A 23,180-nucleotide genomic window follows, 5' to 3' on the forward strand; every position below is an offset into this window, starting at 1 on the left:
AGGGAGTGTAGAAAAGATGAGAGTTGTTTTACAACGATCAAAGGAAGCGTCTGTCACAGTAGATGGTGAGATTGTAGGACAAATTCCATTCGGTTTAACATTACTAGTTGGCATTACGCATGAAGATACAGAAAAAGATGCAACTTATATCGCAGAAAAAATTGCAAACCTACGTATTTTTGAAGATGAGAGCGGAAAGATGAACCACTCTGTACTTGATATGAAGGGACAAGTTCTATCTATTTCGCAATTTACATTATACGGAGATTGCCGTAAAGGAAGACGTCCAAACTTTATGGATGCTGCGAAACCTGATTATGCAGAGCGTTTATATGATTTCTTTAATGAAGAAGTTCGTAAACAAGGACTACATGTGGAGACAGGACAGTTCGGAGCAATGATGGACGTTTCTTTAATCAATGATGGTCCGGTGACCTTAATTGTAGAAAGTAAATAGTGTTGCCGGGGAAGAGAGGATTATAGGATCCTCTCTTTTTTCATACATTGTGGTATGTTTTGTTTAGTTATTTGGAATCAATAGCTGTTTCGGCTATGTATAACTATCTCATCAATATGGAACAATAAAAAGTAAAACATCCATATTGAATGTGAGGGATATACGTATGCGTATGAATGAAAAAGGGCATTCTGTTACAAATGGTGCAAATCAACTGTTTAACGTAAATTTACATGATTTTATTTCAAAAGAACAAAACAATACTTCAATGGAGCTTGCTTCTGAGTTTGGAATTTCACTACAAGATGTAAAGCGCCTAAAGAAGCAAATTGAGCGCTCTTAGAGCACTTGACAATCCTACTCAACAAACGTATAGTAATTTTATATTTACATATGAATATAGCCGTTGATAGAGGAGAGTAAATGAGATACACATGGAAAGAGAAGAAATGTCCTAGGCTGAAAACATTTCTACATGATGACTGATTGAATGACACTCTGTAGGTTTCAACTTGAAAGGCTTATACGCTTAGTAGAGATGAACGCAAATTTAAGCGTTATTAAAAAAGTGGAAGCATACGTGCTTCAATTAGGGTGGCACCACGGGTATAATACTCTCGTCCCTACTGTTCAAACAGTAGAGGCGGGAGTTTTTTTATTTTTATTAAGATTAAAACAATTTGAGGAGGAACTGAATATGTCTATTCAAATCCCACGCGGAACGCAAGATATTCTTCCAGGTAGTGTAGAGTTATGGCAGTATATCGAAGGGCAAGCACGCGAAATTTGCCGTCGTTACAACTATAAAGAAATTCGTACACCAATTTTTGAACACACAGAGCTATTTTTACGCGGTGTTGGTGATACGACAGATATCGTACAAAAAGAAATGTATTCATTCCAAGACCGTGGAGAGCGTAGTTTAACATTACGTCCAGAAGGTACTGCACCTGTTGTACGTTCTTACGTTGAAAACAAAATGTTCGGTGATGCAACACAACCAACGAAATTATACTATATAGGTCAAATGTTCCGTTATGAAAGACCACAAGCAGGTCGCTATCGTCAATTCGTACAATTCGGTATTGAAGCAATCGGTAGTAACGACCCTGCAATTGATGCGGAAGTAATTGCACTTGCTGTAGAGTTTTACCGCGGCATGGGCTTAAAAAATATTAAAGTTGTATTAAACAGCTTAGGTGATGCAGCGAGCCGTCAAGCGCACCGCGATGCATTAATTGCGCATTTTGAGCCACGTATCGGTGAATTCTGCTCTGACTGTCAATCTCGCTTAGAAAAGAACCCTCTTCGTATTTTAGACTGTAAGAAGGACCGTAACCATGAATTAATGGGAACAGCACCATCTATTACGGAATACTTAAACGAAGATTCAGCAGTATACTACGACAAAGTACAAGAACTACTAACGATGATGGATGTTCCATTTGAGAAAGATCCGAATTTAGTACGTGGTTTAGACTACTACCAACACACTGTTTTTGAAATTATGAGTGAGGCAGAAGGTTTCGGTGCTATCACAACATTAAGTGGCGGTGGCCGTTATAACGGACTTGTACAAGAAATCGGTGGACCGGAAATGCCAGGTATCGGTTTTGCGATGAGTATTGAGCGTTTAATTATGGCGCTGAAGGCTGAAAATATTGAGTTACCAATTGAACATAGTATTGATTGTTACGTTGTAGCACTTGGTGAAAAAGCGAAAGACCAAGCTGCGAAAATTGCGTTTGATCTTCGTAAAGCTGGATTAGCAGTTGAAAAAGATTATTTAGATCGTAAAATGAAAGCACAATTTAAATCTGCAGATCGTTTAAATGCGAAATACGTAGCTGTATTAGGGGAAGATGAGCTAGATAAAGGCATCATTAACTTAAAAGATATGGCAACAGGCGGACAAGAAGAAGTAGCGTTAGATGTATTTGCTTCATATGTAGCAGAGAAATTAATATAGGGGGAACTTAAAGTGGCTGAAAGAACACATGCATGCGGAAAAGTAACAGTAGAAGCGGTTGGACAAACAGTTCAATTAAAAGGTTGGGTACAAAAACGCCGTGATTTAGGTGGATTAATCTTTATCGACTTACGTGACCGTACAGGTATCGTACAAGTTGTATTTAACCCAGAAACATCAAAAGAAGCGTTAGAAGTAGCAGAAACGATTCGTAGCGAATACGTATTACACGTAGAAGGTACAGTTGTTGAACGTGGTGAAGGCGCAATTAATGATAATATGGCAACTGGTCGTATTGAAGTACAAGCATCGAAAGTAAACGTATTAAACGCAGCGAAAACAACGCCAATCATTATTGCTGATGATACAGATGCATCAGAAGATGTGCGTTTAAAATATCGTTACTTAGACTTACGTCGTCCTGCAATGTTCAACACATTCAAAATGCGTCATGACGTAACGAAAACAATTCGTAACTTCTTAGATACAGAAGAGTTCTTAGAAGTTGAAACACCAATTTTAACGAAGAGCACGCCAGAAGGAGCTCGCGACTATTTAGTACCAAGCCGTGTGCATGATGGTGAATTTTATGCATTACCTCAATCTCCGCAGCTATTTAAACAGCTTCTTATGGTCGGTGGATTTGAGCGTTACTATCAAGTAGCACGTTGTTTCCGTGACGAAGATTTACGTGCGGACCGTCAACCGGAATTCACGCAAATTGATATCGAGGCATCATTCTTAACACAAGATGAAATTTTAGAAATGATGGAGCGTATGATGACGAAAGTCATGAAGGATGCAAAAGGTGTAGAAGTTAGTGCACCATTCCCTCGTATGAAATATGCTGATGCAATGGCTCGCTTTGGTTCTGATAAGCCGGATACACGCTTTGAAATGGAACTAAAAGACCTATCTGAATTTGCAGTAGGTTGTGGATTTAAAGTATTTACAAGTGCTGTAGAAAACGGCGGACAAGTAAAAGCGATTAACGCAAAAGGTGCAGCGAGCAAATACTCTCGTAAAGACATCGATGCATTAACTGAATTCGCAAAAGTATACGGTGCAAAAGGTCTAGCTTGGCTTAAAGTTGAAGAAGACGGCTTAAAAGGACCGATTGCGAAATTCTTCGGTGAAGAAGATGCAAACGTGTTAATGAGTACATTAGAAGCGGATGCTGGTGACTTATTACTATTCGTAGCAGATAAGAAGAGCGTTGTTGCAGATAGCTTAGGTGCACTTCGTTTACGTCTAGGTAAAGAACTTGAGCTAATTGACGAAAGTAAATTTAACTTCCTATGGGTAACGGATTGGCCACTTCTTGAGTACGATGAAGATGCAGATCGTTACTTCGCAGCTCATCATCCATTCACAATGCCATTCCGTGAAGATGTTGAACTATTAGAAACAGCACCAGAAAAAGCACGTGCACAAGCATATGACCTTGTATTAAACGGTTATGAGCTTGGTGGTGGATCACTTCGTATTTACGAGCGTGACGTACAAGAAAAAATGTTCAAAGCACTTGGATTCTCACAAGAAGAAGCACAAGAACAATTCGGATTCTTATTAGAAGCATTCGAATACGGTACACCACCACACGGCGGAATCGCATTAGGTTTAGACCGCCTTGTTATGTTACTTGCAGGTCGTACGAACCTTCGTGATACAATTGCATTCCCGAAAACAGCAAGCGCAAGCTGCTTATTAACAGAAGCTCCAAGCCCAGTTGCAGAAGCGCAGCTTGAAGAGCTAAGCTTAAAATTGAGCGTGAAAGAAGAGAAGTAATTCTAAAGCTTAGATGGTTATACTAACCCCATCTAGGCTTTTTTATAGAGGTTGTTTAAAAAGTCCGGTTCAGATGGCAGTCGCAGCTCATCGTTGCTTAGCCAGTCCGGTGCTCGAGTAGTAAAGTTACACTGCGCTCCTCCTGGCGTCAGCGCCTCGATCTGCTCGGCCATCTGAATCCTCCTTTTTAAACGAATATTGAAGAGGTTGTTTAAAAAGTCCGGTTTAGATAACCGTTGCATCTCATCGTTACGTATGCTAGTCCGGTGCTCGAGTAGTACCCTACACTGTGCTCCTCCTAGCATAAGTGCCTCGATCTACTTGGTTCTCTAAATCCTCCTTTTTAAACGAATATTGAAGAGGTTGTTTAAAAAGTCTTCAGCTAGTGGTCTTATGTTTTATTTTTTCTCTTTGAATATGTATTTTTAGGAATTCTATAACTTTTTCTATACAAATAGTCGGAAAAACGCTAGAATACATGATAGACCATTTTTGTAATAGGAGTGTAGAGCTGAATGTTACATCAATTTTCACGTAATGAATTAGCCTTTGGAAAAGAAGGCCTTGAAATATTAAAAAATAGTACAGTCGGTATTTTAGGAATTGGCGGCGTAGGGTCATTTTCGGCAGAAGCGCTAGCACGTTCTGGCGTAGGACGTCTTGTATTAGTTGATAAAGACGTTGTAGATATTACAAACGTAAACCGTCAAATTCACGCGTTAGTATCTACTGTAGGACGTTCAAAAGTAGAATTAATGAAAGAGCGTATTGCGGACATTAATCCGGAATGTGAAGTAATTGGACTAGAGATGTTTTATACAGATGAAACATATGAAGAGTTCTTTAAACACGGTTTAGATTTCGTAGTAGATGCATCTGATACGATTACGTTCAAAATTCATTTAATTAAACAATGTTTACGTCGTAAAATTAAAATTATCTCATGTATGGGTGCGGCAAATAAAATGGACCCAACTCGTTTCCGTATTACGGACATTTCAAAAACACATACAGATCCAATTGCGAAAGTGATTCGTACGAAGCTTCGTAAAGATGGTATTAAAAAAGGTGTAAAAGTTGTCTTCTCTGACGAAAACCCAATCGTAATTCGTGAAGAAGTACGTAAAGAAATCGTACCAGACGAAAATGCAAAAATTCGTAAAGCGAAATTACCACCTTCTTCAAATGCATTCGTACCATCTGTGGCAGGCTTAATTATGGCAAGTCACGTTGTACGTGAACGTATTAAAAACGTAGAAGTGAAGCGTGTAGGGCAAGAATAAAAAGGAAGCATATATCCGCCTAGGGTATATGCTTTTTGTATGTTGTAAAGAAATATTATTAATGTGAATGTTTGTCGGAAAATCGATATTCTATGTCGAATCGTTGATATATTTCGAGTTGTGATAGATATATTTGAAAAATCGTTAATATAATTTCACTTACCGATGCGATGTTTGCCGTAGCAAAAAACAGGGATGTCACTAAGTTGAAAAAGTGACATCCCTGTTTTTTAATTCTCTGCTGAATATATAATATCTAAATTTCCATTTTGATCGGTTTTGAAAATCGGAGCAATTTGCTCTTCTTGTTCTTCGACCGAAACAAGTTTTCGAGCACGATCCATAATTCTAACAAGCATTGCATAATCTTCTTCGATTGCTTGTTGTTTTTTTGTGAGAACAGCTAATTTTGCTTCAAGTTCATTATTCGTTTTTTTCAGGGAAGTGAGCTGATCTTGTAATACGTCATTTTCAGTTTGTAACTTTGCGAGTGAAGGGTTATTGTGTTCCAAGTTTTGCAAAAATGAGATGACATTTTGCATTGTAAGATCTTGTTTATTTGGGGCAATATCTTCTGAAAACTCGGCATCGATTACGAGTTGCCGAGTTTGTGAGAACTGCTCTTTTTCTATTTTAGCTTCCGAACGCTTTAATTCTTTACGTTGTTTTTTTGCAATTTGCACCGTATCTTCATAATATGGTCTTACTTCAGCATTCCATCTAAAGCCACAAGCTGCTGAAGTTCGGTTTAATGTATCACCAACTTCATCGAATGCTTTTATTTGTGTACTTCCGCTGCGAATATGTCGTAAAACAGTTTCTGCTAAAAGGAGATCGTCTTCTTTTGTCCATGCATCTTGACGTGTTTTCATAAGCGAAGCCTCCGTAATGGTGACGTTTTCGCTTATATTACCCTTTATTCTTCGTTTTATGCGAACTTTGTAATCTTTCATAAACAGTAGAAAGTGCTTGTTCAAATTTCCCTGTCGTTTTCGGCTTATAATATTGCTTGTTTTTAATTTTATCAGGTAAGTATTGTTGTTGTACCCACCCGTTTGGATGATCGTGTGGATATAAGTATCCGATGCCTCTTCCTAACGATTCGGCTCCTTTATAATGACTATCTTTTAAATGACTTGGAATATCGCCTGTTTGGCCATTACGTAAATCGTGTAGTGCGGCATCGAGTGCTTTATAGGCCGAATTTGATTTCGGTGATAGACAAAGTTCAATAACAGCATTTGCAAGTGGTATGCGTGCCTCTGGGAAGCCGACCCGTTCAGCTGATTCAATCGCTGCAAGTGTACGTTGTCCAGCTTGTGGGCTAGCAAGTCCGATATCTTCATATGCCATAATAAGCAGACGTCTACCGATGCTTTGTAAGTCACCAGCTTCAATAAGACGTGCTAAATAATGAAGTGCGGCGTTCACATCACTTCCGCGTACTGATTTTTGAAAAGCAGATAAAACGTCATAGTGAGCATCGCCACCTTTGTCGTGAACGAAACTCTTTTTCTGTAAGCATTCTTCTGCGATTTCAAGTGTAATTTCCGCGGCTTTGTCGTCAGTTGTAAAGCTAGATAAAACAGCTAGTTCAAGTGCATTATAAGCTGAGCGCATATCTCCGCCTGACGCATTTGCAAAGTGATGTAATGCTTCATCCGTAACAGTTACATCATATTCCCCAAGCCCTTTTTCTTTATCTTCAAGCGCTCGTTTTAACCCAATTAAAATATCATCTTCTGTTAATGCGTGTAATTCGAAGATTTGACAACGACTTCGAATAGCAGAATTAATAGCATGGAACGGATTGCTTGTCGTTGCACCAATTAAAGTAAGAAGTCCGCTTTCTAAATGGGGTAATAGAAAGTCTTGCTTCGCTTTATCTAGCCTATGAACTTCATCCAAAATTAAAACGAGGTGTCGATGCATCTTCGCTTCTTGTACGACAACTTCCATATCTTTTTTATTATGAGTAACAGCGTTTAAGAGGCGAAACAGGGTTCCAGTACTTCCTGCAATTGCGCTAGCGATTGATGTTTTTCCTGTGCCTGGAGGACCGTATAAAATCATTGATTGAAAATGATTTGCTTGGACCATTCGCCATAAAATCTTGCCTTCACCAACTAAATGCTGTTGTCCGATAATTTCTTGAATATTTGTAGGGCGCATTCGATGTGCGAGTGGTTGTTTCATTTGACCCTCTCCCTTAATGTATAATCTCATTCTATCGTATCATTTTTTTTTGTGAAATTTGAAATAGGATGCTGTTTTGTGGGGAAAAATGAATATGAATATTTTCATTTTTCTTTCAATTGTAATAATTTCCGAGTTTTTCAATGTGATTTTATGTTATCATTTTGATACACAAGTTGAAATTTCTTATAATACTATATTATGCTATAATTTCATAGGATTTTAAATTGTGTTCTTTTATAAAGTGAAACTTTAATCAGTGGGGGTTTTGTTCATCCCTCACCTAACTTCTTTGCTCCAGCCGAATTGTGAGGTGGGAGTTTTACTGCCCGCAAATAGCGGGATAAATAAGATATAACCAATAGAAGTGAAAATTTGAAATGAGGTGCAAATAGATGAAGATTTCAACGAAAGGCCGCTACGGCTTAACAATTATGATTGACCTTGCGAAAAAGTTTGGTGAAGGTCCAATTTCATTAAAATCAATTGCGCAGGCACATGACCTATCTGAGCATTATTTAGAGCAATTAATTTCACCACTTCGTAACGCTCGTCTTGTAAAGAGTACGCGCGGGGCATATGGCGGATATGTATTATCTGATCAGCCAGTCAACATTACAGCTGGAGATGTAATCCGTGTACTAGAGGGTCCAATTAGTGTTGTAGAAATGATAGAAGAAGAAGAACCAGCACAACGCCAATTATGGATGCGTGTTCGTGATGCGGTGCAAGAAGTATTAGATAGTACAACTTTAGAAGATTTAGTACGTTATGAGGAAGAAAATCACGGGGGCTATATGTTTTACATTTAATTCCTTGTGAAACGATTTGGAAAGAAGGAGATTTAATGGAACGCATTTACTTAGATCATGCTGCGACATCTCCGACTCACCCAGAAGTGGTCGAAAAGATGATTCCATATATGACAGAAACATTTGGAAACCCGTCTAGTATTCACTTTTATGGGCGTCAAACGCGCCATGCGGTAGATGAGGCGAGACGTGTGTGTGCACGTAGCATCCACGCGAATCCAAATGAAATTATATTCACGAGCGGTGGTACAGAAGCTGATAATTTAGCACTTATAGGTGTAGCGCGCGCGAATCGTCACAAAGGTAACCACATTATTACAACGCAAATTGAACATCATGCGATTTTGCATACGTGTGAATTGTTAGAGCATGAAGGATTTGAAGTGACGTATTTACCTGTTGATGAAACAGGGCGTGTTCAAGTTTCTGACATACAAAAGGCACTAACGGAAGAGACGATTCTTGTATCTATTATGTTCGGGAATAATGAAGTAGGGACAATGCAACCAATTGCGGAAATAGGTAAGCTGTTAAAAGAACATCAAGCTTATTTCCACACAGATGCTGTACAAGCCTACGGTTTATTATCGATTGATGTGAAAGAATTTGAAATTGATTTATTATCAATTTCAGCTCACAAAATTAACGGACCAAAAGGTGTCGGGTTCCTATATGCTGGTGCAAATGTGAAGTTTGAACCGTTATTAATAGGCGGAGAGCAAGAAAGAAAACGCCGTGCGGGTACTGAAAATGTACCTAGTATTGCTGGACTTCAGCAAGCAATTTTGCTAGCTGAAAAAACTCGTGAGCAAAAAAATGCCCAATATGAAGAGTTTAAAGATATAATGGTATCTGTCTTCAAGAATGAAGACATTACTTTCGAGGTAAACGGAAACTTGGAATATCGCTTACCACATGTGTTTAATGTAAGTTTTACAGGAATGAATATTGAACCATTTCTTGTAAACTTAGACTTAGCTGGTATTGCAGTATCAAGTGGTTCTGCTTGTACAGCTGGTTCGATTGACCCATCACATGTATTAGTGGCGATGTTCGGAAAAGATTCCGATCAAATACGTTCATCCGTACGCTTTAGTTTCGGTCTTGGAAATACGAAAGAGCAAATTGAAAAAGCGGCGTACGAAACAGTGAAAATCGTGAAGCGATTAACACAAAATTAGCATGGGAGGTGACATGATGAACAAACTACCTCACGAAACACGCGTTGTCATCGGGATGTCCGGTGGCGTCGATTCATCTGTAGCAGCTCTTTTATTAAAAGAGCAAGGTTATGATGTAATCGGAATTTTTATGAAAAACTGGGATGATACAGATGCAAATGGTGTCTGCACAGCAACAGAAGATTACAATGATGTAATTGAAGTGTGTAACCAAATCGGCATTCCGTATTATGCAGTAAACTTTGAAAAACAATACTGGGATAAAGTATTTACGTACTTTTTAGATGAGTACCGAGCTGGTCGTACACCAAACCCAGATGTAATGTGTAACAAAGAAATTAAATTTAAAGCATTTTTAGAGCATGCAATTGCACTTGGTGCTGATTATGTAGCAACAGGTCATTATGCACGCGTTGCTTATATGGACGGCGAATATAAAATGCTTCGCGGCGTTGATGACAATAAAGATCAAACATATTTCTTAAATCAATTAAGCCAAGAGCAACTATCAAAAACAATGTTCCCATTAGGTGAATTAAAGAAACCACAAATTCGCGAAATGGCGACAGAAGCTGGTTTAGCGACAGCGGCGAAGAAAGATAGTACTGGTATTTGCTTCATCGGTGAGCGTAACTTTAAAGATTTCTTAAGTAACTATTTACCGGCGCAACCAGGTGTGATGCAAACATTATCTGGTGAAGTGAAAGGGAAACATGATGGTTTAATGTACTATACAATTGGACAACGTCATGGCCTTGGTATTGGTGGTAATGGTGATCCATGGTTTGCTGTTGGGAAAAACTTGAAAGAAAACATTTTATATGTTGACCAAGGATTCCATAACGAACTTCTATATGGTGATGAAGTTATTGCTACGAATGTAGGCTGGGTAAGTAATAAAGCGAAGGAAAAAGAATTTACGTGTACAGCGAAATTCCGTTATCGTCAAGCAGACAATAAAGTAACGGTTCAAATCGTTGATGAAAATACAGTTCGTATTCTTTGTGATGAGCCAATTCGTGCGATTACGCCAGGCCAAGCAGTTGTTTTCTATGATGGAGATGAGTGCTTAGGCGGCGCTACAATTGATGAAGTATATCATAGTGGTAAGAAATTAGATTATTTAGGATAACACGAGAAGCCTCTGCCGATTAGCGGTTAGAGGTTTCTTTTACATAAAGCGAATTTTTGTTCGCTTGGAAAATACATTCTTTGTTATAATTTGTTGTAGAGGTGAAGGATATGTCAAACAAACTTGAAACAGGTATTAAATATATGCAAGAAGGAAACTGGGAAGAAGCAGCTGAAAATTTCACAGAAGCAATCGAAGAAAATCCGAAAGATGCGCTTGGATACATTAACTTTGCGAATTTATTAGATGTATTAGGTGATAGTGAGCGAGCAATTTTATTTTATAAACGTGCATTAGAATTAGATGGTAAATCTGCGGCTGCCTATTATGGCTTAGGAAATGTATATTACGGTCAAGAGCAATTTGCAGAGGCAAAGGCTGTATTTGAACAAGCGATGCAAGCGGGATTACAATCAGCTGATGTAACATTTATGTTAGGTATCACGCATGTGCAACTTGGCAATGACCGTCTTGCGCTGCCATTTTTACAAAGAGCAACTGAATTAGATGAAAATGATGTAGAAGCTGTTTTCCAATGCGGACTTTGCTTCGCGCGACTAGAACATATTCAAGAGGCAAAACCTTATTTTGAAAAGGTATTAGAAATGGATGAAGAGCATGCAGATGCGTATTATAATTTAGGTGTTGCGTACGTATTCGAAGAAAATAACGAGAAAGCTCTTACTTTATTTAAGAAAGCGACTGAAATTCAAGCAGACCACTTTTTAGCTGGTAATGGTATTCGTTTATTAGAGCAAGAAGCTGAATAAAGTGAAATTATAGTTTAATGCGCAGTTACCCCTCATCTAAAGATTGTGAAAGAGGTGGGGGATGTACTGCTCATTAAAGTGAAAAGAACTCGGAAAGGAGAGGAAATATGGGAAATCAACATGCAATGGATTTGTTTGAGGAAGAGAAAAAATTTGTAAAAGCGCAAGTTCTTCATACCATTTTCCACAACGAAGAAAACCTCTATTCCGTTGTCAGTATGAAAGTCATTGAAACGAATGAAACATACGACGAAAAAAAGGTAATGATAAACGGTCATTTTCCCCGTATGCATGAAGATGAAGTGTTTACATTAACAGGTCATTTTAAAGACCACCCAAAGTATGGAAAACAATATTTAGTTGAAACGTTTAAAAAAGAACTGCCACAAACAAAAGCAGGTATGGTGCAATATTTAGCGAGCGATTTATTTAAAGGGATTGGAAAGCGTACAGCCGAAAAAATCGTGGACCATCTTGGTGAGCATGCGATTTCTAAAATTATGGATGATCCGGATGCGTTAAGTGGTGTTGTAAACAAGCAAAAAGCGCAGGAAATATATGAGACGATTATTGAGCATCAAGGGCTCGAGAAAGTGATGAGTTTTTTAAATGGTTACGGTTTTGGAACAAAACTTTCTATTAAAATTTATCAGCAATATAAAGAGATGACATTAGAAGTGATTCGTAATAATCCGTATAAACTTATTGAAGAAGTGGACGGAATTGGATTTGGAAGAGCAGATGATATAGGGCGTGCAATCGGAATAACGGGCAATCACGACGACCGTGTACGTGCAGGGTGTTTTTATACGTTAGAGAATATTTCATTACAACTCGGTCACGTGTATATGGAAAAAGGTCAGCTTGTAAGAGAAACGATGTCACTTTTAAATAATCAAGAAGGCAGAGTGACTGAGGAAGATATTGTAGGCTGCGTTGAAATGATGCAAAGCGAAGGGAAAGTCATTATAGAAGAAGAGCGAGTGTATTTAGCTTCTTTATTCTATTCTGAGAAAGGCGTTGTAAAGTCAATTCGTCGTCTTATGAATCAAGAAGAAACCCCTGCATTCCCTGAAGCAGAAGTGTTAAAAACATTAGGAGAAATTGAAGAACAGCTAAAGGTGCAGTATGCGCCGCTTCAGCAAGAAGCAGTTCAAACTGCACTTCATAAGCCGATGATGTTATTAACAGGTGGACCAGGAACGGGGAAAACAACAGTTATTAAAGGGATTGTTGAAATGTATGCGTCACTTCACGGAGTATCATTAAATCCGAATGAATACAGTGATGATAATCCATTTCCGATTTTATTAACGGCTCCAACTGGAAGGGCAGCGAAGCGAATGAGTGAATCGACGGGGCTTCCGGCGTGCACAATTCATCGTCTACTCGGTTGGACGCCAGAAGGGTCTTTCCAGCGTAATGAAACCGATCCAGTACAAGGAAAGTTACTCATTATTGATGAGTTTTCAATGGTTGACATTTGGCTTGCAAATCAGCTGTTTAAGTCGCTTCCGACAAATATTCAAGTTATCGTTGTAGGTGATGAAGATCAGTTGCCATCTGTAGGACCTGGACAAGTGCTAAAAGACTTATTGAATGCAGGTGCAGTTCCAACGGTCAAGCTTACAGAAATTTATCGTCAAGCGGAAGGGTCATCTGTTATTCAGCTTGCCCATGCGATAAAAGGTGGTGCGCTTCCGCCAGATTTAGCACAAAATAAAAAGGATCGTTCCTTTATTTCTTGTACAGGCGCTCAAATCGTTGAAGTTGTAAAAAAAGTATGTGAAAATGCCAAGACAAAAGGATTTAGCGCAAGAGATGTACAAGTGTTGGCACCTATGTACCGCGGACCAGCAGGTATTAATGTGTTAAATGAAGCTCTCCAAGAAGTGTTTAATCCGAAAAGGGAAAAAAGTAAAGAAATTGCATACGGTGATGTTGTATACCGCAGAGGAGATAAAGTACTGCAACTCGTCAATCAGCCGGAAAGCCAAGTGTTTAATGGTGATATCGGAGAAATCGTTTCGGTGTTTTATGCGAAAGAAAACGTTGAGCAACAAGATATGATTATTGTTTCATTTGATGGGATTGAAGTAACGTATACAAAGCCAGATTTAAATCAAATTACACATGCATATTGCTGCTCGATTCATAAATCACAAGGTAGTGAATTTCCGATTGTTATTATGCCGATTGTAAAAAGCTACAACCGTATGTTACGTCGTAATTTAATTTACACGGGTATTACAAGAAGTAAGAAATTCCTTATTATTTGCGGGGAGGAAGCAGCTTTTCAATCCGGTGTGAATCGCCTTGATGATGCAATGCGTCAAACGACTTTAGCTGGTCGATTGCAAGAATCACAAGGCGAAGTGCAAATGGTGACGGTTAATGGTGAAGAAATGGATGTGGAAAACATTTCACCGTATGATTTCATGTAACAAGGTGAAATTATATAGTGAAACTTTCAAACGTATAACGTTGAAAGGCTCTAGCAATGTATAAATGAATGCAGTTTGGACATAATGGCGAATAGAATCTGGGAGACTGTAAGGAGATGAAAGCCATATGTTCAGTTGTCCAAATTGCAAAGGGAAAGACATCGGAAAAATAGGTGTCAACCAATTTTATTGCTGGAATTGTTATATCGAATTATCGGTTTCAAAGGGGAAAATCCATACACATCAAGTAGAGGAAGATGGTTCATTAAGCTCTCTTGATGATTTATTTGATGATAATGAAAGAACGATCGGATAACGAAAAGGGGGATTTACTTTGAATCTACGCAATTCATTAATCGCATTAGGTGTTGGAGCTGCAGCATATCAATATGCTCGCAAACAAGATGTATTCTCAAAACGCAATGTGAAAAAAGCACGTAAGATGATTAAGTCTTATTTATAAGGCGTAAAAAACTCCCTTCATGATAAGGGAGTTTTTTTATGCGCTTGTATGCAAATATAAAAGTCCGATTTCAGAGAAGAGATAAGATAAACCGTAACATCCAACGCCAAGCATTCCATAATGCCATAAGTACTTCGCTCTTTCTTTTCGCGAGGAACGAATAAAGAAGCCTTTCCAAATACCAAACCCGATACAAATCCATTCAAGAAGCATAAAAAGTGCGGATAATGCAAGCATAAATAAGATCATTATGAGCCCTCCTGATTATATTTTGACATTTTGTATTTTCAGGGGTGGTTGTCCTTATTATGTTAAATATATGTACGTCTTTAAAAAACAGTATGGTCTGTATAAAAAGATTTTAAAACTTTTGCACATAACCTAACCTATTTATTTTCAAAATAAAGGTGGAGGAGGTTTTTCGTGTGAAGAATCTTAAAATCATTTGGATATATCGTTTAGGATTATTGTTACTCGTTTTTCTTTGTTTGCTCGTCTTTTTAAAAATTAAGCCACTATGGGCACCGATTATTTTTGTATTTAAAGTGGCGATCACACCGTTTCTTATTGCTTGTTTTATTGCTTATTTATTACACCCTTTAATTGAAAAAATCCATAAGGAAGGAATGCCACGCACACTTGCTATTTTGCTCATTTATATTCTTTTCTTTGGCGGAATTGGCTATGGGATTTATAAAGGAACGCCAGTTGTTATTAAACAGTTACAAGAAATTAATGAACAATTTCCGCAGTTTACAAAAATGTACGATTCTTGGATGGATGGAGTTACAGAACAAACAGCGAATTTCCCATCATTTATTCATGAAAAGGTAAAGCAAATTTTCGTTGGTGTAGAAATGAAGATACAAACGCTTTTAAATAAAGTTATGAGTACAGCACGTGGTGTACTGGATTCATTGCTCATTATTTTCTTAATTCCGTTCATTGTATTTTACATATTAAAAGATTACGGTGAGTTTTATCATATTTTTTGGAAACTAGTTCCGAGTAAGTGGCGTAGTACGGGTCAAATGCTTGCGAAAGAAATTGATAAGTCACTCGGAAGTTATATTCGAGGCCAGTTATTTGTTTGCTTAGTATTAGGGGGAGTATCTGTTCTTTCTTTTTGGTTTATCGGTATGAAATATCCGTTATTACTCGGTATTATTATTGGGGTAACGGATATAATCCCGTACTTTGGTCCTATTTTAGGGGCGATTCCGACGTTGATGATTGCGGCAACGGTATCAACGAGTTTACTCATTAAGGCGGGGATTGCGATTGCTATTTTGCAATTTTTGGAAAGTAACATTTTATCGCCTTACATCGTTGGTAAGTCGCTTCGTATGCATCCTGTGATCATTATGTTTGCGTTACTAGTAGGGGGAGAAGTTGCGGGGATTGTAGGATTACTAATATCGGTTCCTATTTTAGCGGTCATTCGGACAGTGGTCGTTCATGTGAGGCCTCTTTGGAAAAGAGAAGATATTTAAAATGAAAAGTAGATGCTTATGTAGCTAACGAAAATGTGTGTAGTACAATATAATTATTATTATCTACATTGACAAACTTAAGAGAATTCTATTATATTTAGTCATATAATACATTAAATCAATGACGGAACAAGTATGTTACAGTCCATTTATAGAGAGAAGCTTCCAATGGCTGAAAGAAGCTTTAAATGAAGGGTAACAGAAAGCTAATCCTGAGAGCAGCTAATCACTGCCGTCTTGCCACGTTACGGCACCATGAGGTGATGAATTGATTGTTATAATAATCAATTCATAATTAGGGTGGTATCGCGAGTTAACTCTCGTCCCTTTTATTAGGGGCGGGAGTTTTTTATATTTAAGGAGGAAAATACAATGAAACAACTAACAGGCGCACAAATTCGTCAAATGTTTTTAGACTTTTTCCAAGAAAAAGGACATGCAGTAGAACCAAGTGCATCACTAGTTCCGCATGAGGATCCATCTCTTCTATGGATTAATAGTGGTGTAGCGACATTAAAGAAATATTTTGACGGACGTGTAATCCCGCAAAACCCACGTATTACAAATGCACAAAAATCAATTCGTACAAACGATATTGAAAACGTTGGGAAAACGGCTCGTCACCATACATTCTTTGAAATGTTAGGGAACTTCTCAATCGGTGATTACTTCAAAGAAGAAGCAATTACTTGGGCTTGGGAATTTCTAACGAGCGACAAGTGGATCGGATTCGATAAAGAATTACTATCTGTTACAATTCATCCGGAAGATGAAGAAGCATTCACAATTTGGAATGAGAAAATGGGTGTTCCAAAAGAACGCATCATCCGTTTAGAAGAAAACTTCTGGGATATCGGTGAAGGACCAAGTGGACCGAATACAGAGATTTTCTATGACCGCGGTGAAGCTTACGGTAATGACTTTAGTGACCCAGAATTATATCCGGGCGGAGAAAACGAGCGTTACTTAGAAGTATGGAACCTTGTATTCTCTCAATTTAACCATAATCCAGACGGTTCATATACGCCGCTTCCTAAGAAAAACATCGATACAGGGATGGGTCTAGAGCGTATGACATCTATCGTTCAAGATGTACCTACGAATTTTGATACAGACCTATTCATGCCGATGATTGGGGCGACAGAATCAATTTCTGGCGAGAAGTATCGTAATGGTGACTTAGAAAAAGATATGGCATTTAAAGTAATTGCTGACCATATTCGTACAGTAACATTTGCGGTTGGTGATGGAGCACTTCCTTCTAACGAAGGCCGTGGTTATGTATTACGTCGTTTATTACGCCGCGCTGTTCGTTACTCGAAAAAATTAAATATCAACCGTCCATTCATGTTTGAATTAGTACCGGTTGTTGGAGAAGTAATGAAAGACTTCTATCCAGAAGTACTTGAAAAGAAAGATTTCATCGCAAAAGTTGTGAAGAATGAAGAAGAGCGTTTCCATGAAACACTTCATGATGGTGAATCAATTTTAGCTGACGTAATTGCAAAAGCGAAGGAAGAAAAAATAACTGTTATTTCTGGCGTAGATGCTTTCCGTCTATACGACACGTACGGTTTCCCGATTGAATTAACAGAAGAATATGCAGAAGAAGCTGGTATGACAGTTGATCAAGCAGGCTTTGAGAATGAAATGGAGAAACAACGTGAGCGTGCACGTGCTGCTCGTCAAGACGTTGATTCTATGCAAGTTCAAGGCGGTGTACTTGGTGAAGTTAAAGTAGCGAGCGAATTCGTTGGTTACGGTACAGTTGCAACAGAAAGTAACGTTGTTGCACTTGTAAAAAATGGTGAGTACACAGATAGCCTACAAGCAGGTGAAGAAGGACAATTAATGCTTGATGTAACGCCATTCTACGCTGAGAGCGGTGGGCAAATTGCAGACCGTGGTTATCTTCTTGCTGACGGCGTGAAAGTTCTTGTAAAAGACGTACAAAAAGCACCAAATGGTCAAAACTTACACAAAGTTGTTGTTGAAGAAGGTACATTAACGAAAGAAGCGGCTGTAAAAGCTCTTATCGATACGAAAAACCGTAGTAGCGTTGTGAAAAACCATACAGCAACTCACTTACTGCACCAAGCATTAAAAGATGTACTTGGAACGCATGTTAACCAAGCGGGTTCTCTTGTAACATCTGAACGTTTACGTTTTGACTTCTCTCACTTCGGTCAAGTGCAAGCTGACGAATTAGAAAAAATTGAGCGTATCGTAAACGAAAAAATTTGGCAAAGTATTGATGTTGCGATTTCTCAAAAAGCAATCGAAGAAGCGAAAGAAATGGGCGCAATGGCATTATTCGGTGAAAAATACGGTGATGTTGTACGCGTTGTACAAGTAGGCGATTACAGCTTAGAGCTTTGCGGTGGTTGTCACGTTGATAACACAGCTTCTATCGGTATTTTCAAAATCGTTGCTGAATCTGGTATCGGTGCAGGAACACGTCGTATTGAGGCGGTAACTGGTAAATCTGCATACGAATTAATGAACGATCAAGTAGGTTTATTAAAAGAAGCAGCAGGAAAAATGAAAACAAATCCGAAAGATATTTTAACAAGAGTTGATGGTTTATTTGCTGAAGTAAAACAACTTCAAAAAGAAAACGAATCTCTTGCTGCGAAATTAAGCAATATCGAAGCTGGAAACTTAACTGATTCAGTAATGACAGTTGATGGTGTGAACGTATTAGCCGCGAAAGTAAATGTTGCAGATATGAACAATTTACGTACAATGATGGATGACCTTAAAAATAAATTAGAGTCTGCAGTTGTTGTATTAGTGTCTGTAAATGACGATAAAGTAAATATTTTAGCTGGCGTAACGAAAGATTTAATTAGTCAAGGTTACCATGCAGGTAAACTTGTGAAAGAAGTAGCTTCTCGTTGTGGAGGCGGTGGTGGTGGCCGTCCTGACATGGCTCAAGCAGGTGGTAAAAACCCAGCGCAAGTTGAGGAAGCTTTAGCATTTGTACAAGAGTACGTTAAATCTGTTTCAAAATAAAGAGATAGTAGTGTACAATGGTAGGGAGAGGAGAAGTTCTTCTCCCTATACTTACTACTTACAAGTGAGGTGCTTGAAATGGACGGTTTTGATAAAACAATGAAGTTTAGCATTCAAGATGAAAAGCAGAGTGTCCATGTAAATGATGTACTTTTAACTGTGTATAATGCACTTCAAGAAAAAGGTTATAATCCGATTAACCAAATCGTCGGTTATTTATTAAGTGGAGATCCAGCATACATACCTCGCCATAAAGATGCACGAAGCATCATTCGCAAGCTTGAACGTGATGAGTTAATTGAAGAGCTTGTGAAGTCTTACTTGAAACATCATCGTGAGGAGTAGTTTATGCGGATATTAGGTTTAGATGTTGGTACTAAAACAGTCGGTGTTGCAATGAGCGATGAAATGGGCTGGACAGCACAAGGACTGGAAACAATCAGGATTAACGAAGAAAGAGGCAACTTTGGTTTTGACCGTATTTCTGAGTTGGTAAAACAGTACAATGTGGACAAAATAGTAGTAGGTTTACCTAAAAATATGAATGGTACAATTGGCCCGCGTGGTGAAGCGTGCCAACAATTTGCAGAAAACCTGCGAAATCTGTTACAATTAGAAGTTGTAATGTGGGACGAGCGTTTGTCGACGATTGCAGCGGAACGTCTGCTCATTTCAGCTGATGTGAGCCGTAAGAAGCGAAAGCAAGTAATCGATAAGATGGCTGCAGTCGTAATCTTACAAGGATTTCTAGATAGTAAATAAGAGGTGACCAAAATGGAAGAAAATCAAATTACAATTGTAGACGAAAAAGGAAACGAACATTTATGTGAAATTATTTTCACTTTTGATGCTGAAAAATTCGGCAAAAAATCTTACGTAGTCTTCTCTCCAATCGGTGAAGTAGACGAAGATGGAGACCAAATCTTCGATGCAATGGCATACGAGCAAAGTGAAGAAGAGGGCGGAACATTACTTACAATTGAATCTGAAGAAGAGTGGGAAATGGTACAAGAAATGTTTAACACTCTTGCTGATGAGCAAGACGAAGAGTAGTAATGTATAAAAAGGCGGACTGTGTACACAGTCCGCCTTTTTTGTATTCATATGCAAAATGACAGATTTTTTGTCGAAACTACTTAATTGTTTATAGTATAATAAGACGGGTTGTATGAAATGAGGATTTAAATGAGTAGCTGTCACCAATTATTTAGAAATGATTGGTTTTGCTTTATGTTTGTAGGGCATTGTATAGAGGAAGTGTATATGGTCTACAATTAAATAAGGAGGAAGAATTTTGGTAGAGAATCAAGTGAAGAAGAAGCGTAGACGCATTTTTTTATTTTCGATTATCGCACTGCTTTTAGTTTGTGGATCAGTCTATGCGTATATTTCATCTGCATTAGGACCAGTTGATAGTGGAAATAAAAAAGAGATTGAAGTAGAGATTCCAAAGGGGTCATCTACAAGTAAAATCGGTGAGATTTTAGAAGGAAAAGGTGCTGTGAACAGCGGTACAGTTTTTAGTTTTTATACGAAAGTTAAGTCAAAAAGCTTACAAGCAGGTACATATTTATTAAATCCTTCGATGAATGCTAACGATGTCATTGAACAAATGTCATCTGGCAACGTACATCGTCCGGCTCTTTATAAAGTGACGATTAAAGAAGGAGCGCAAGTAACTGAAATTGCTGAAGTGATTGCGGCAGAATTAAAGTGGAATAAAGATGATGTTGTGCGTCAATTAAACGATAAAGCATTTATTCAAAAAATGCAGCAAAAGTATCCGAAGCTATTAACGGATAAAATTTTTGATAGTAATATTAAATATCCATTAGAAGGTTATTTATATCCTGCGACGTATTCGTTCTATAAGAAAGATACGACATTAGAAGAAATCGTAATTCCGATGCTTGAGAAAACGAATGCAATCATTGTTCAAAATGAGGCGAAAATGAAAGCGAAGAACTGGGATGTTCATCAACTGCTCACGTTGTCTTCCCTTATTGAAGAAGAGGCCACTGGCTTTACAGATCGCCAGAAAATCTCTAGTGTTTTCTATAATCGTTTAGCGAAAGGTATGCCGCTTCAAACGGATCCGACGGTACTATACGCGCTTGGAAAGCATAAACAACGTGTATTATACGAAGACTTGAAAGTAAACTCACCGTACAATACGTATGTTGTGAAAGGGTTGCCAGTTGGACCGATTGCAAACTCTGGTAAACATTCAGTGGAAGCAGCGTTAGATCCTGCGCAAACAGATTATTATTATTTCTTAGCTGCACCAAGTGGTGAAGTGTATTATGCGAAAACATTAGAAGAACATAATGCATTAAAGCAAAAATACATTACGAAAAAACAGTGAAATGGGGAGGGATAGCGAAAAGGGTCGCATATCCCTCTTTTTTGTGGTAAAATATATCGGGTTAAAAACTGGCAGAAGAATCGTTTTTAATATCAAAACGGGACGTACAAGCTAAGGGTGAAACTGGCTTGTATTTTTATTGCATTCTATGTGTGAAAAGACAAAGGTTGACGCGTCATAGAGGCACTTCTCCATGTAAATAAGGAGGACCAATTATGGAGGATGCAGTTAACGAGTACCTATTATCATTTATTGATCCAAAAGATAAATTAATTCTTGAAATGGAAGAGTATGCAACTGAACACCATGTGCCGATTATGGATCGACTTGGAATGGAATTTATGCTGCAATTTTTACGTTTAATTGGACCGGAAAGTATTTTAGAACTTGGAACAGCAATCGGTTATTCTAGTATTCGTATGATGCAAGCTATTCCGAACTCTCGCATTGTGACAGTAGAGCGCAATCGTGAACGATATGAAAAGGCACTTGAATATATAGAATGTTCCTCGGTAACAGACCGTATTTCTGTTATTTACGGTGATGCTTTAGAAACGGGCGAACAAGTGAAAGAACATGGAACATTTGATGTTATTTTTATTGATGCAGCGAAAGGGCAGTATCGTCGCTTTTTTGACTTATACGAACCGTTATTAAATCCTGGTGGCGTTATTATTTCAGATAACGTTATGTACCATGGTCTTGTGACGACAAAAGAGAAAATTGAAAATAGACGTACCCGTGGTTTGATTCGTCGTATTAAGACGTACAATGAATGGCTTATGAATCATGAAGGATATGATACAACGATTTTCCCAATTGGCGATGGAGTGGCTGTAAGTAAAAAGAGAGGGTGACAAAAGTATGAAGAAACCTGAATTGTTAGTAACGCCTAGAGCGGTGGCGGATATTGAACCTCTTGTGAAAGCAGGGGCAGATGCAGTAATGGTTGGTGAACAAAAGTTTGGTTTACGTTTGGCAGGAGAGTTTTCACGTGAAGATGTGAAACAAGCTGTAAACATTGCACATGAAAATGGTGTGAAAGTATACGTTGCAATGAATGCGATGTTCCACAATGATAAAGTAGAAGAATTAACGGACTATGTTGCCTTTTTAAATGAGGTAAATGTAGATGCGATTGTTTTCGGAGATCCAGCGGTATTAATGGCTGTTCGTGAAGTTGCACCAAATATGCAACTTCACTGGAATACAGAAACGACAGCAACAAACTGGTTTACTTGTAACTATTGGGGGCAAAGAGGAGCGAAACGCGCTGTATTAGCTCGTGAGCTTAGCTTAGATGAAATTGCTGAATTAAAAGAAAATTCCGAAGTGGAACTTGAAGTACAAATTCACGGTATGACTTGCATGTTCCAATCGAAGCGTTCACTAGTAGGAAACTACTTTGAGTATCAAGGGCGTAATCTCGACATCGAAAAGAAAAAGTATGAAGAGAATATGTTCTTATACGACCCGGAACGTAATAACAAATATCCAATTTATGAAGATGAAAATGGTACTCACATTATGAGTCCGAATGATATTTGTTTCATCGATGAGTTAGAGGAACTAATCGATGCTGAAGTCGATAGCTTAAAAATTGATGGTGTCCTAAAAAGTTCTGAGTACATTATTGAGGTAACGAAGAAATATCGTAAGGCGATTGATTTATGTGTAGAAGATCGTGATGCGTATTATGACGTGAAAGATGATTTATTTAAAGAGATAGAAGAAATACAACCGGTAAATCGTCCGTTAGATACAGGATTCTTCTTTAAAGAAACGGTTTACTAAACGAGGAGGGTGTAGGAA

The 23,180-nt window shown here is 38.2% G+C and carries 24 protein-coding genes and 2 other annotated features; of the genes, 20 read left to right on the plus strand and 4 right to left on the minus strand.

Annotated elements, in window-relative coordinates; all coding sequences use genetic code 11:
• Positions 1-16 precede the first annotated feature (16 nt).
• From MKX77_RS02900 to aspS, 4 genes are all read left to right on the plus strand, one after another.
• Positions 17-457 carry a D-tyrosyl-tRNA(Tyr) deacylase gene (locus MKX77_RS02900; RefSeq protein ID WP_002111994.1) on the plus strand — a complete coding sequence of 147 codons (441 nt, stop codon included), beginning with the start codon at positions 17-19 and terminating at the stop codon, positions 455-457.
• A gap of 166 nt (positions 458-623) precedes the next feature.
• Positions 624-800, plus strand: a complete 177-nt coding sequence (locus MKX77_RS02905) for a hypothetical protein (RefSeq protein WP_002015300.1) — start codon at positions 624-626, stop codon at positions 798-800.
• A 54-nt stretch (positions 801-854) separates the two neighbouring features.
• Positions 855-1,085, plus strand: a binding site (T-box leader).
• Between the two features lie 69 nt (positions 1,086-1,154).
• Positions 1,155-2,426 (plus strand): histidine--tRNA ligase, encoded by a 1,272-nt coding sequence (gene hisS / locus MKX77_RS02910; RefSeq protein WP_341305794.1) that lies wholly within the window; start codon positions 1,155-1,157, stop codon positions 2,424-2,426.
• Between the two features lie 12 nt (positions 2,427-2,438).
• On the plus strand, positions 2,439-4,214 hold the full coding sequence (gene aspS / locus MKX77_RS02915; RefSeq protein WP_341305795.1) for an aspartate--tRNA ligase: 1,776 nt from the start codon (positions 2,439-2,441) through the stop codon (positions 4,212-4,214).
• A 32-nt stretch (positions 4,215-4,246) separates the two neighbouring features.
• On the opposite strand, the gene MKX77_RS02920 is transcribed toward aspS, so the two are convergent.
• Positions 4,247-4,387 (minus strand): hypothetical protein, encoded by a 141-nt coding sequence (locus MKX77_RS02920; RefSeq protein ID WP_341305796.1) that lies wholly within the window; start codon positions 4,385-4,387, stop codon positions 4,247-4,249.
• 342 nt (positions 4,388-4,729) lie between these two features.
• On the opposite strand from MKX77_RS02920, the gene MKX77_RS02925 reads away from it, so the two are divergent.
• A complete protein-coding gene (locus MKX77_RS02925; protein ID WP_215554268.1) occupies positions 4,730-5,497 on the plus strand; it encodes a tRNA threonylcarbamoyladenosine dehydratase in 768 nt (255 codons plus the stop codon).
• A 230-nt stretch (positions 5,498-5,727) separates the two neighbouring features.
• On the opposite strand, the gene MKX77_RS02930 is transcribed toward MKX77_RS02925, so the two are convergent.
• Both MKX77_RS02930 and MKX77_RS02935 read right to left on the minus strand, forming a co-directional pair.
• Positions 5,728-6,369, minus strand: a complete 642-nt coding sequence (locus MKX77_RS02930; RefSeq protein ID WP_341305797.1) for an RsfA family transcriptional regulator — start codon at positions 6,367-6,369, stop codon at positions 5,728-5,730.
• Between the two features lie 37 nt (positions 6,370-6,406).
• Positions 6,407-7,693: a replication-associated recombination protein A gene (locus tag MKX77_RS02935; RefSeq protein WP_002067244.1), complete on the minus strand. Its 1,287-nt coding sequence runs from the start codon at positions 7,691-7,693 to the stop codon at positions 6,407-6,409.
• 395 nt (positions 7,694-8,088) lie between these two features.
• On the opposite strand from MKX77_RS02935, the gene cymR reads away from it, so the two are divergent.
• The 7 genes from cymR to MKX77_RS02970 all read left to right on the plus strand — a co-directional run bounded on the left by cymR (position 8,089) and on the right by MKX77_RS02970 (position 14,495).
• Entirely contained in the window at positions 8,089-8,505 is a 417-nt protein-coding gene (gene cymR / locus MKX77_RS02940; protein ID WP_000704117.1) for a cysteine metabolism transcriptional regulator CymR, read from the plus strand.
• A gap of 35 nt (positions 8,506-8,540) precedes the next feature.
• Positions 8,541-9,686 (plus strand): cysteine desulfurase family protein, encoded by a 1,146-nt coding sequence (locus MKX77_RS02945; protein WP_341305798.1) that lies wholly within the window; start codon positions 8,541-8,543, stop codon positions 9,684-9,686.
• A gap of 16 nt (positions 9,687-9,702) precedes the next feature.
• Positions 9,703-10,818, plus strand: a complete 1,116-nt coding sequence (mnmA, locus tag MKX77_RS02950) for a tRNA 2-thiouridine(34) synthase MnmA (RefSeq protein WP_002160392.1) — start codon at positions 9,703-9,705, stop codon at positions 10,816-10,818.
• 110 nt (positions 10,819-10,928) lie between these two features.
• On the plus strand, positions 10,929-11,588 hold the full coding sequence (locus tag MKX77_RS02955; protein ID WP_341305799.1) for a tetratricopeptide repeat protein: 660 nt from the start codon (positions 10,929-10,931) through the stop codon (positions 11,586-11,588).
• Between the two features lie 107 nt (positions 11,589-11,695).
• Positions 11,696-14,032, plus strand: coding sequence for an SF1B family DNA helicase RecD2 (gene recD2 / locus MKX77_RS02960; protein WP_215554264.1), 2,337 nt, complete (start codon positions 11,696-11,698; stop codon positions 14,030-14,032).
• Positions 14,033-14,159: 127 nt separating this feature from the next.
• Complete coding sequence (locus tag MKX77_RS02965) at positions 14,160-14,348, plus strand: hypothetical protein (RefSeq protein ID WP_002015288.1); 189 nt, start codon at positions 14,160-14,162, stop codon at positions 14,346-14,348.
• Positions 14,349-14,366: 18 nt separating this feature from the next.
• Positions 14,367-14,495: a YrzQ family protein gene (locus MKX77_RS02970; protein ID WP_002015286.1), complete on the plus strand. Its 129-nt coding sequence runs from the start codon at positions 14,367-14,369 to the stop codon at positions 14,493-14,495.
• 36 nt (positions 14,496-14,531) lie between these two features.
• Here MKX77_RS02970 and MKX77_RS02975 read toward each other — a convergent pair whose 3' ends face one another.
• The gene (locus MKX77_RS02975) at positions 14,532-14,744 is read right to left on the minus strand and encodes a hypothetical protein (RefSeq protein ID WP_341305800.1); all 213 of its coding nucleotides are present in this window, start codon (positions 14,742-14,744) and stop codon (positions 14,532-14,534) included.
• A 176-nt stretch (positions 14,745-14,920) separates the two neighbouring features.
• On the opposite strand from MKX77_RS02975, the gene MKX77_RS02980 reads away from it, so the two are divergent.
• From MKX77_RS02980 to MKX77_RS03015, 8 genes are all read left to right on the plus strand, one after another.
• Entirely contained in the window at positions 14,921-15,988 is a 1,068-nt protein-coding gene (locus MKX77_RS02980; protein WP_341305801.1) for an AI-2E family transporter, read from the plus strand.
• Positions 15,989-16,100: 112 nt separating this feature from the next.
• Positions 16,101-16,319: a binding site (T-box leader), on the plus strand.
• Positions 16,320-16,360: 41 nt separating this feature from the next.
• Positions 16,361-19,003: an alanine--tRNA ligase gene (gene alaS, locus MKX77_RS02985; protein ID WP_016106212.1), complete on the plus strand. Its 2,643-nt coding sequence runs from the start codon at positions 16,361-16,363 to the stop codon at positions 19,001-19,003.
• A 78-nt stretch (positions 19,004-19,081) separates the two neighbouring features.
• On the plus strand, positions 19,082-19,348 hold the full coding sequence (locus MKX77_RS02990) for an IreB family regulatory phosphoprotein (protein ID WP_002111976.1): 267 nt from the start codon (positions 19,082-19,084) through the stop codon (positions 19,346-19,348).
• 3 nt (positions 19,349-19,351) lie between these two features.
• The gene (gene ruvX, locus MKX77_RS02995; protein WP_215554262.1) at positions 19,352-19,765 is read left to right on the plus strand and encodes a Holliday junction resolvase RuvX; all 414 of its coding nucleotides are present in this window, start codon (positions 19,352-19,354) and stop codon (positions 19,763-19,765) included.
• 12 nt (positions 19,766-19,777) lie between these two features.
• Positions 19,778-20,056: a DUF1292 domain-containing protein gene (locus MKX77_RS03000; RefSeq protein WP_215554261.1), complete on the plus strand. Its 279-nt coding sequence runs from the start codon at positions 19,778-19,780 to the stop codon at positions 20,054-20,056.
• 241 nt (positions 20,057-20,297) lie between these two features.
• The gene (mltG, locus tag MKX77_RS03005; RefSeq protein ID WP_341305802.1) at positions 20,298-21,368 is read left to right on the plus strand and encodes an endolytic transglycosylase MltG; all 1,071 of its coding nucleotides are present in this window, start codon (positions 20,298-20,300) and stop codon (positions 21,366-21,368) included.
• A 215-nt stretch (positions 21,369-21,583) separates the two neighbouring features.
• Positions 21,584-22,225 carry an O-methyltransferase gene (locus tag MKX77_RS03010; RefSeq protein ID WP_341305803.1) on the plus strand — a complete coding sequence of 214 codons (642 nt, stop codon included), beginning with the start codon at positions 21,584-21,586 and terminating at the stop codon, positions 22,223-22,225.
• 7 nt (positions 22,226-22,232) lie between these two features.
• Positions 22,233-23,162, plus strand: a complete 930-nt coding sequence (locus tag MKX77_RS03015; protein ID WP_341305804.1) for a peptidase U32 family protein — start codon at positions 22,233-22,235, stop codon at positions 23,160-23,162.
• The last annotated feature ends 18 nt before the right edge of the window (positions 23,163-23,180 follow it).

It is taken from the genome of Bacillus sp. FSL R9-9410, assembly GCF_038050385.1.
Lineage (GTDB): Bacteria > Bacillota > Bacilli > Bacillales > Bacillaceae_G > Bacillus_A > Bacillus_A cereus_U.

What these genes read in the sequence shown, in the direction of transcription:
- MKX77_RS02900 (WP_002111994.1), top strand. Translation starts at nt 17, where the DNA reads ATGAGAGTTGTTTTACAACGATCAAAGGAAGCGTCTGTCACAGTAGAT.
- MKX77_RS02955 (WP_341305799.1), top strand. Translation starts at nt 10,929, where the DNA reads ATGTCAAACAAACTTGAAACAGGTATTAAATATATGCAAGAAGGAAAC.
- MKX77_RS02975 (WP_341305800.1), bottom strand. Translation starts at nt 14,744, where the DNA reads ATGATCTTATTTATGCTTGCATTATCCGCACTTTTTATGCTTCTTGAA.
- mnmA (WP_002160392.1), top strand. Translation starts at nt 9,703, where the DNA reads ATGAACAAACTACCTCACGAAACACGCGTTGTCATCGGGATGTCCGGT.
- MKX77_RS03015 (WP_341305804.1), top strand. Translation starts at nt 22,233, where the DNA reads ATGAAGAAACCTGAATTGTTAGTAACGCCTAGAGCGGTGGCGGATATT.
- MKX77_RS02935 (WP_002067244.1), bottom strand. Translation starts at nt 7,693, where the DNA reads ATGAAACAACCACTCGCACATCGAATGCGCCCTACAAATATTCAAGAA.
- MKX77_RS03010 (WP_341305803.1), top strand. Translation starts at nt 21,584, where the DNA reads ATGGAGGATGCAGTTAACGAGTACCTATTATCATTTATTGATCCAAAA.
- MKX77_RS02905 (WP_002015300.1), top strand. Translation starts at nt 624, where the DNA reads ATGCGTATGAATGAAAAAGGGCATTCTGTTACAAATGGTGCAAATCAA.
- MKX77_RS03000 (WP_215554261.1), top strand. Translation starts at nt 19,778, where the DNA reads ATGGAAGAAAATCAAATTACAATTGTAGACGAAAAAGGAAACGAACAT.
- MKX77_RS02945 (WP_341305798.1), top strand. Translation starts at nt 8,541, where the DNA reads ATGGAACGCATTTACTTAGATCATGCTGCGACATCTCCGACTCACCCA.
- MKX77_RS02925 (WP_215554268.1), top strand. Translation starts at nt 4,730, where the DNA reads ATGTTACATCAATTTTCACGTAATGAATTAGCCTTTGGAAAAGAAGGC.
- MKX77_RS02920 (WP_341305796.1), bottom strand. Translation starts at nt 4,387, where the DNA reads ATGGCCGAGCAGATCGAGGCGCTGACGCCAGGAGGAGCGCAGTGTAAC.
- alaS (WP_016106212.1), top strand. Translation starts at nt 16,361, where the DNA reads ATGAAACAACTAACAGGCGCACAAATTCGTCAAATGTTTTTAGACTTT.
- ruvX (WP_215554262.1), top strand. Translation starts at nt 19,352, where the DNA reads ATGCGGATATTAGGTTTAGATGTTGGTACTAAAACAGTCGGTGTTGCA.
- MKX77_RS02930 (WP_341305797.1), bottom strand. Translation starts at nt 6,369, where the DNA reads ATGAAAACACGTCAAGATGCATGGACAAAAGAAGACGATCTCCTTTTA.
- hisS (WP_341305794.1), top strand. Translation starts at nt 1,155, where the DNA reads ATGTCTATTCAAATCCCACGCGGAACGCAAGATATTCTTCCAGGTAGT.
- cymR (WP_000704117.1), top strand. Translation starts at nt 8,089, where the DNA reads ATGAAGATTTCAACGAAAGGCCGCTACGGCTTAACAATTATGATTGAC.
- MKX77_RS02990 (WP_002111976.1), top strand. Translation starts at nt 19,082, where the DNA reads ATGGACGGTTTTGATAAAACAATGAAGTTTAGCATTCAAGATGAAAAG.
- recD2 (WP_215554264.1), top strand. Translation starts at nt 11,696, where the DNA reads ATGGGAAATCAACATGCAATGGATTTGTTTGAGGAAGAGAAAAAATTT.
- MKX77_RS02965 (WP_002015288.1), top strand. Translation starts at nt 14,160, where the DNA reads ATGTTCAGTTGTCCAAATTGCAAAGGGAAAGACATCGGAAAAATAGGT.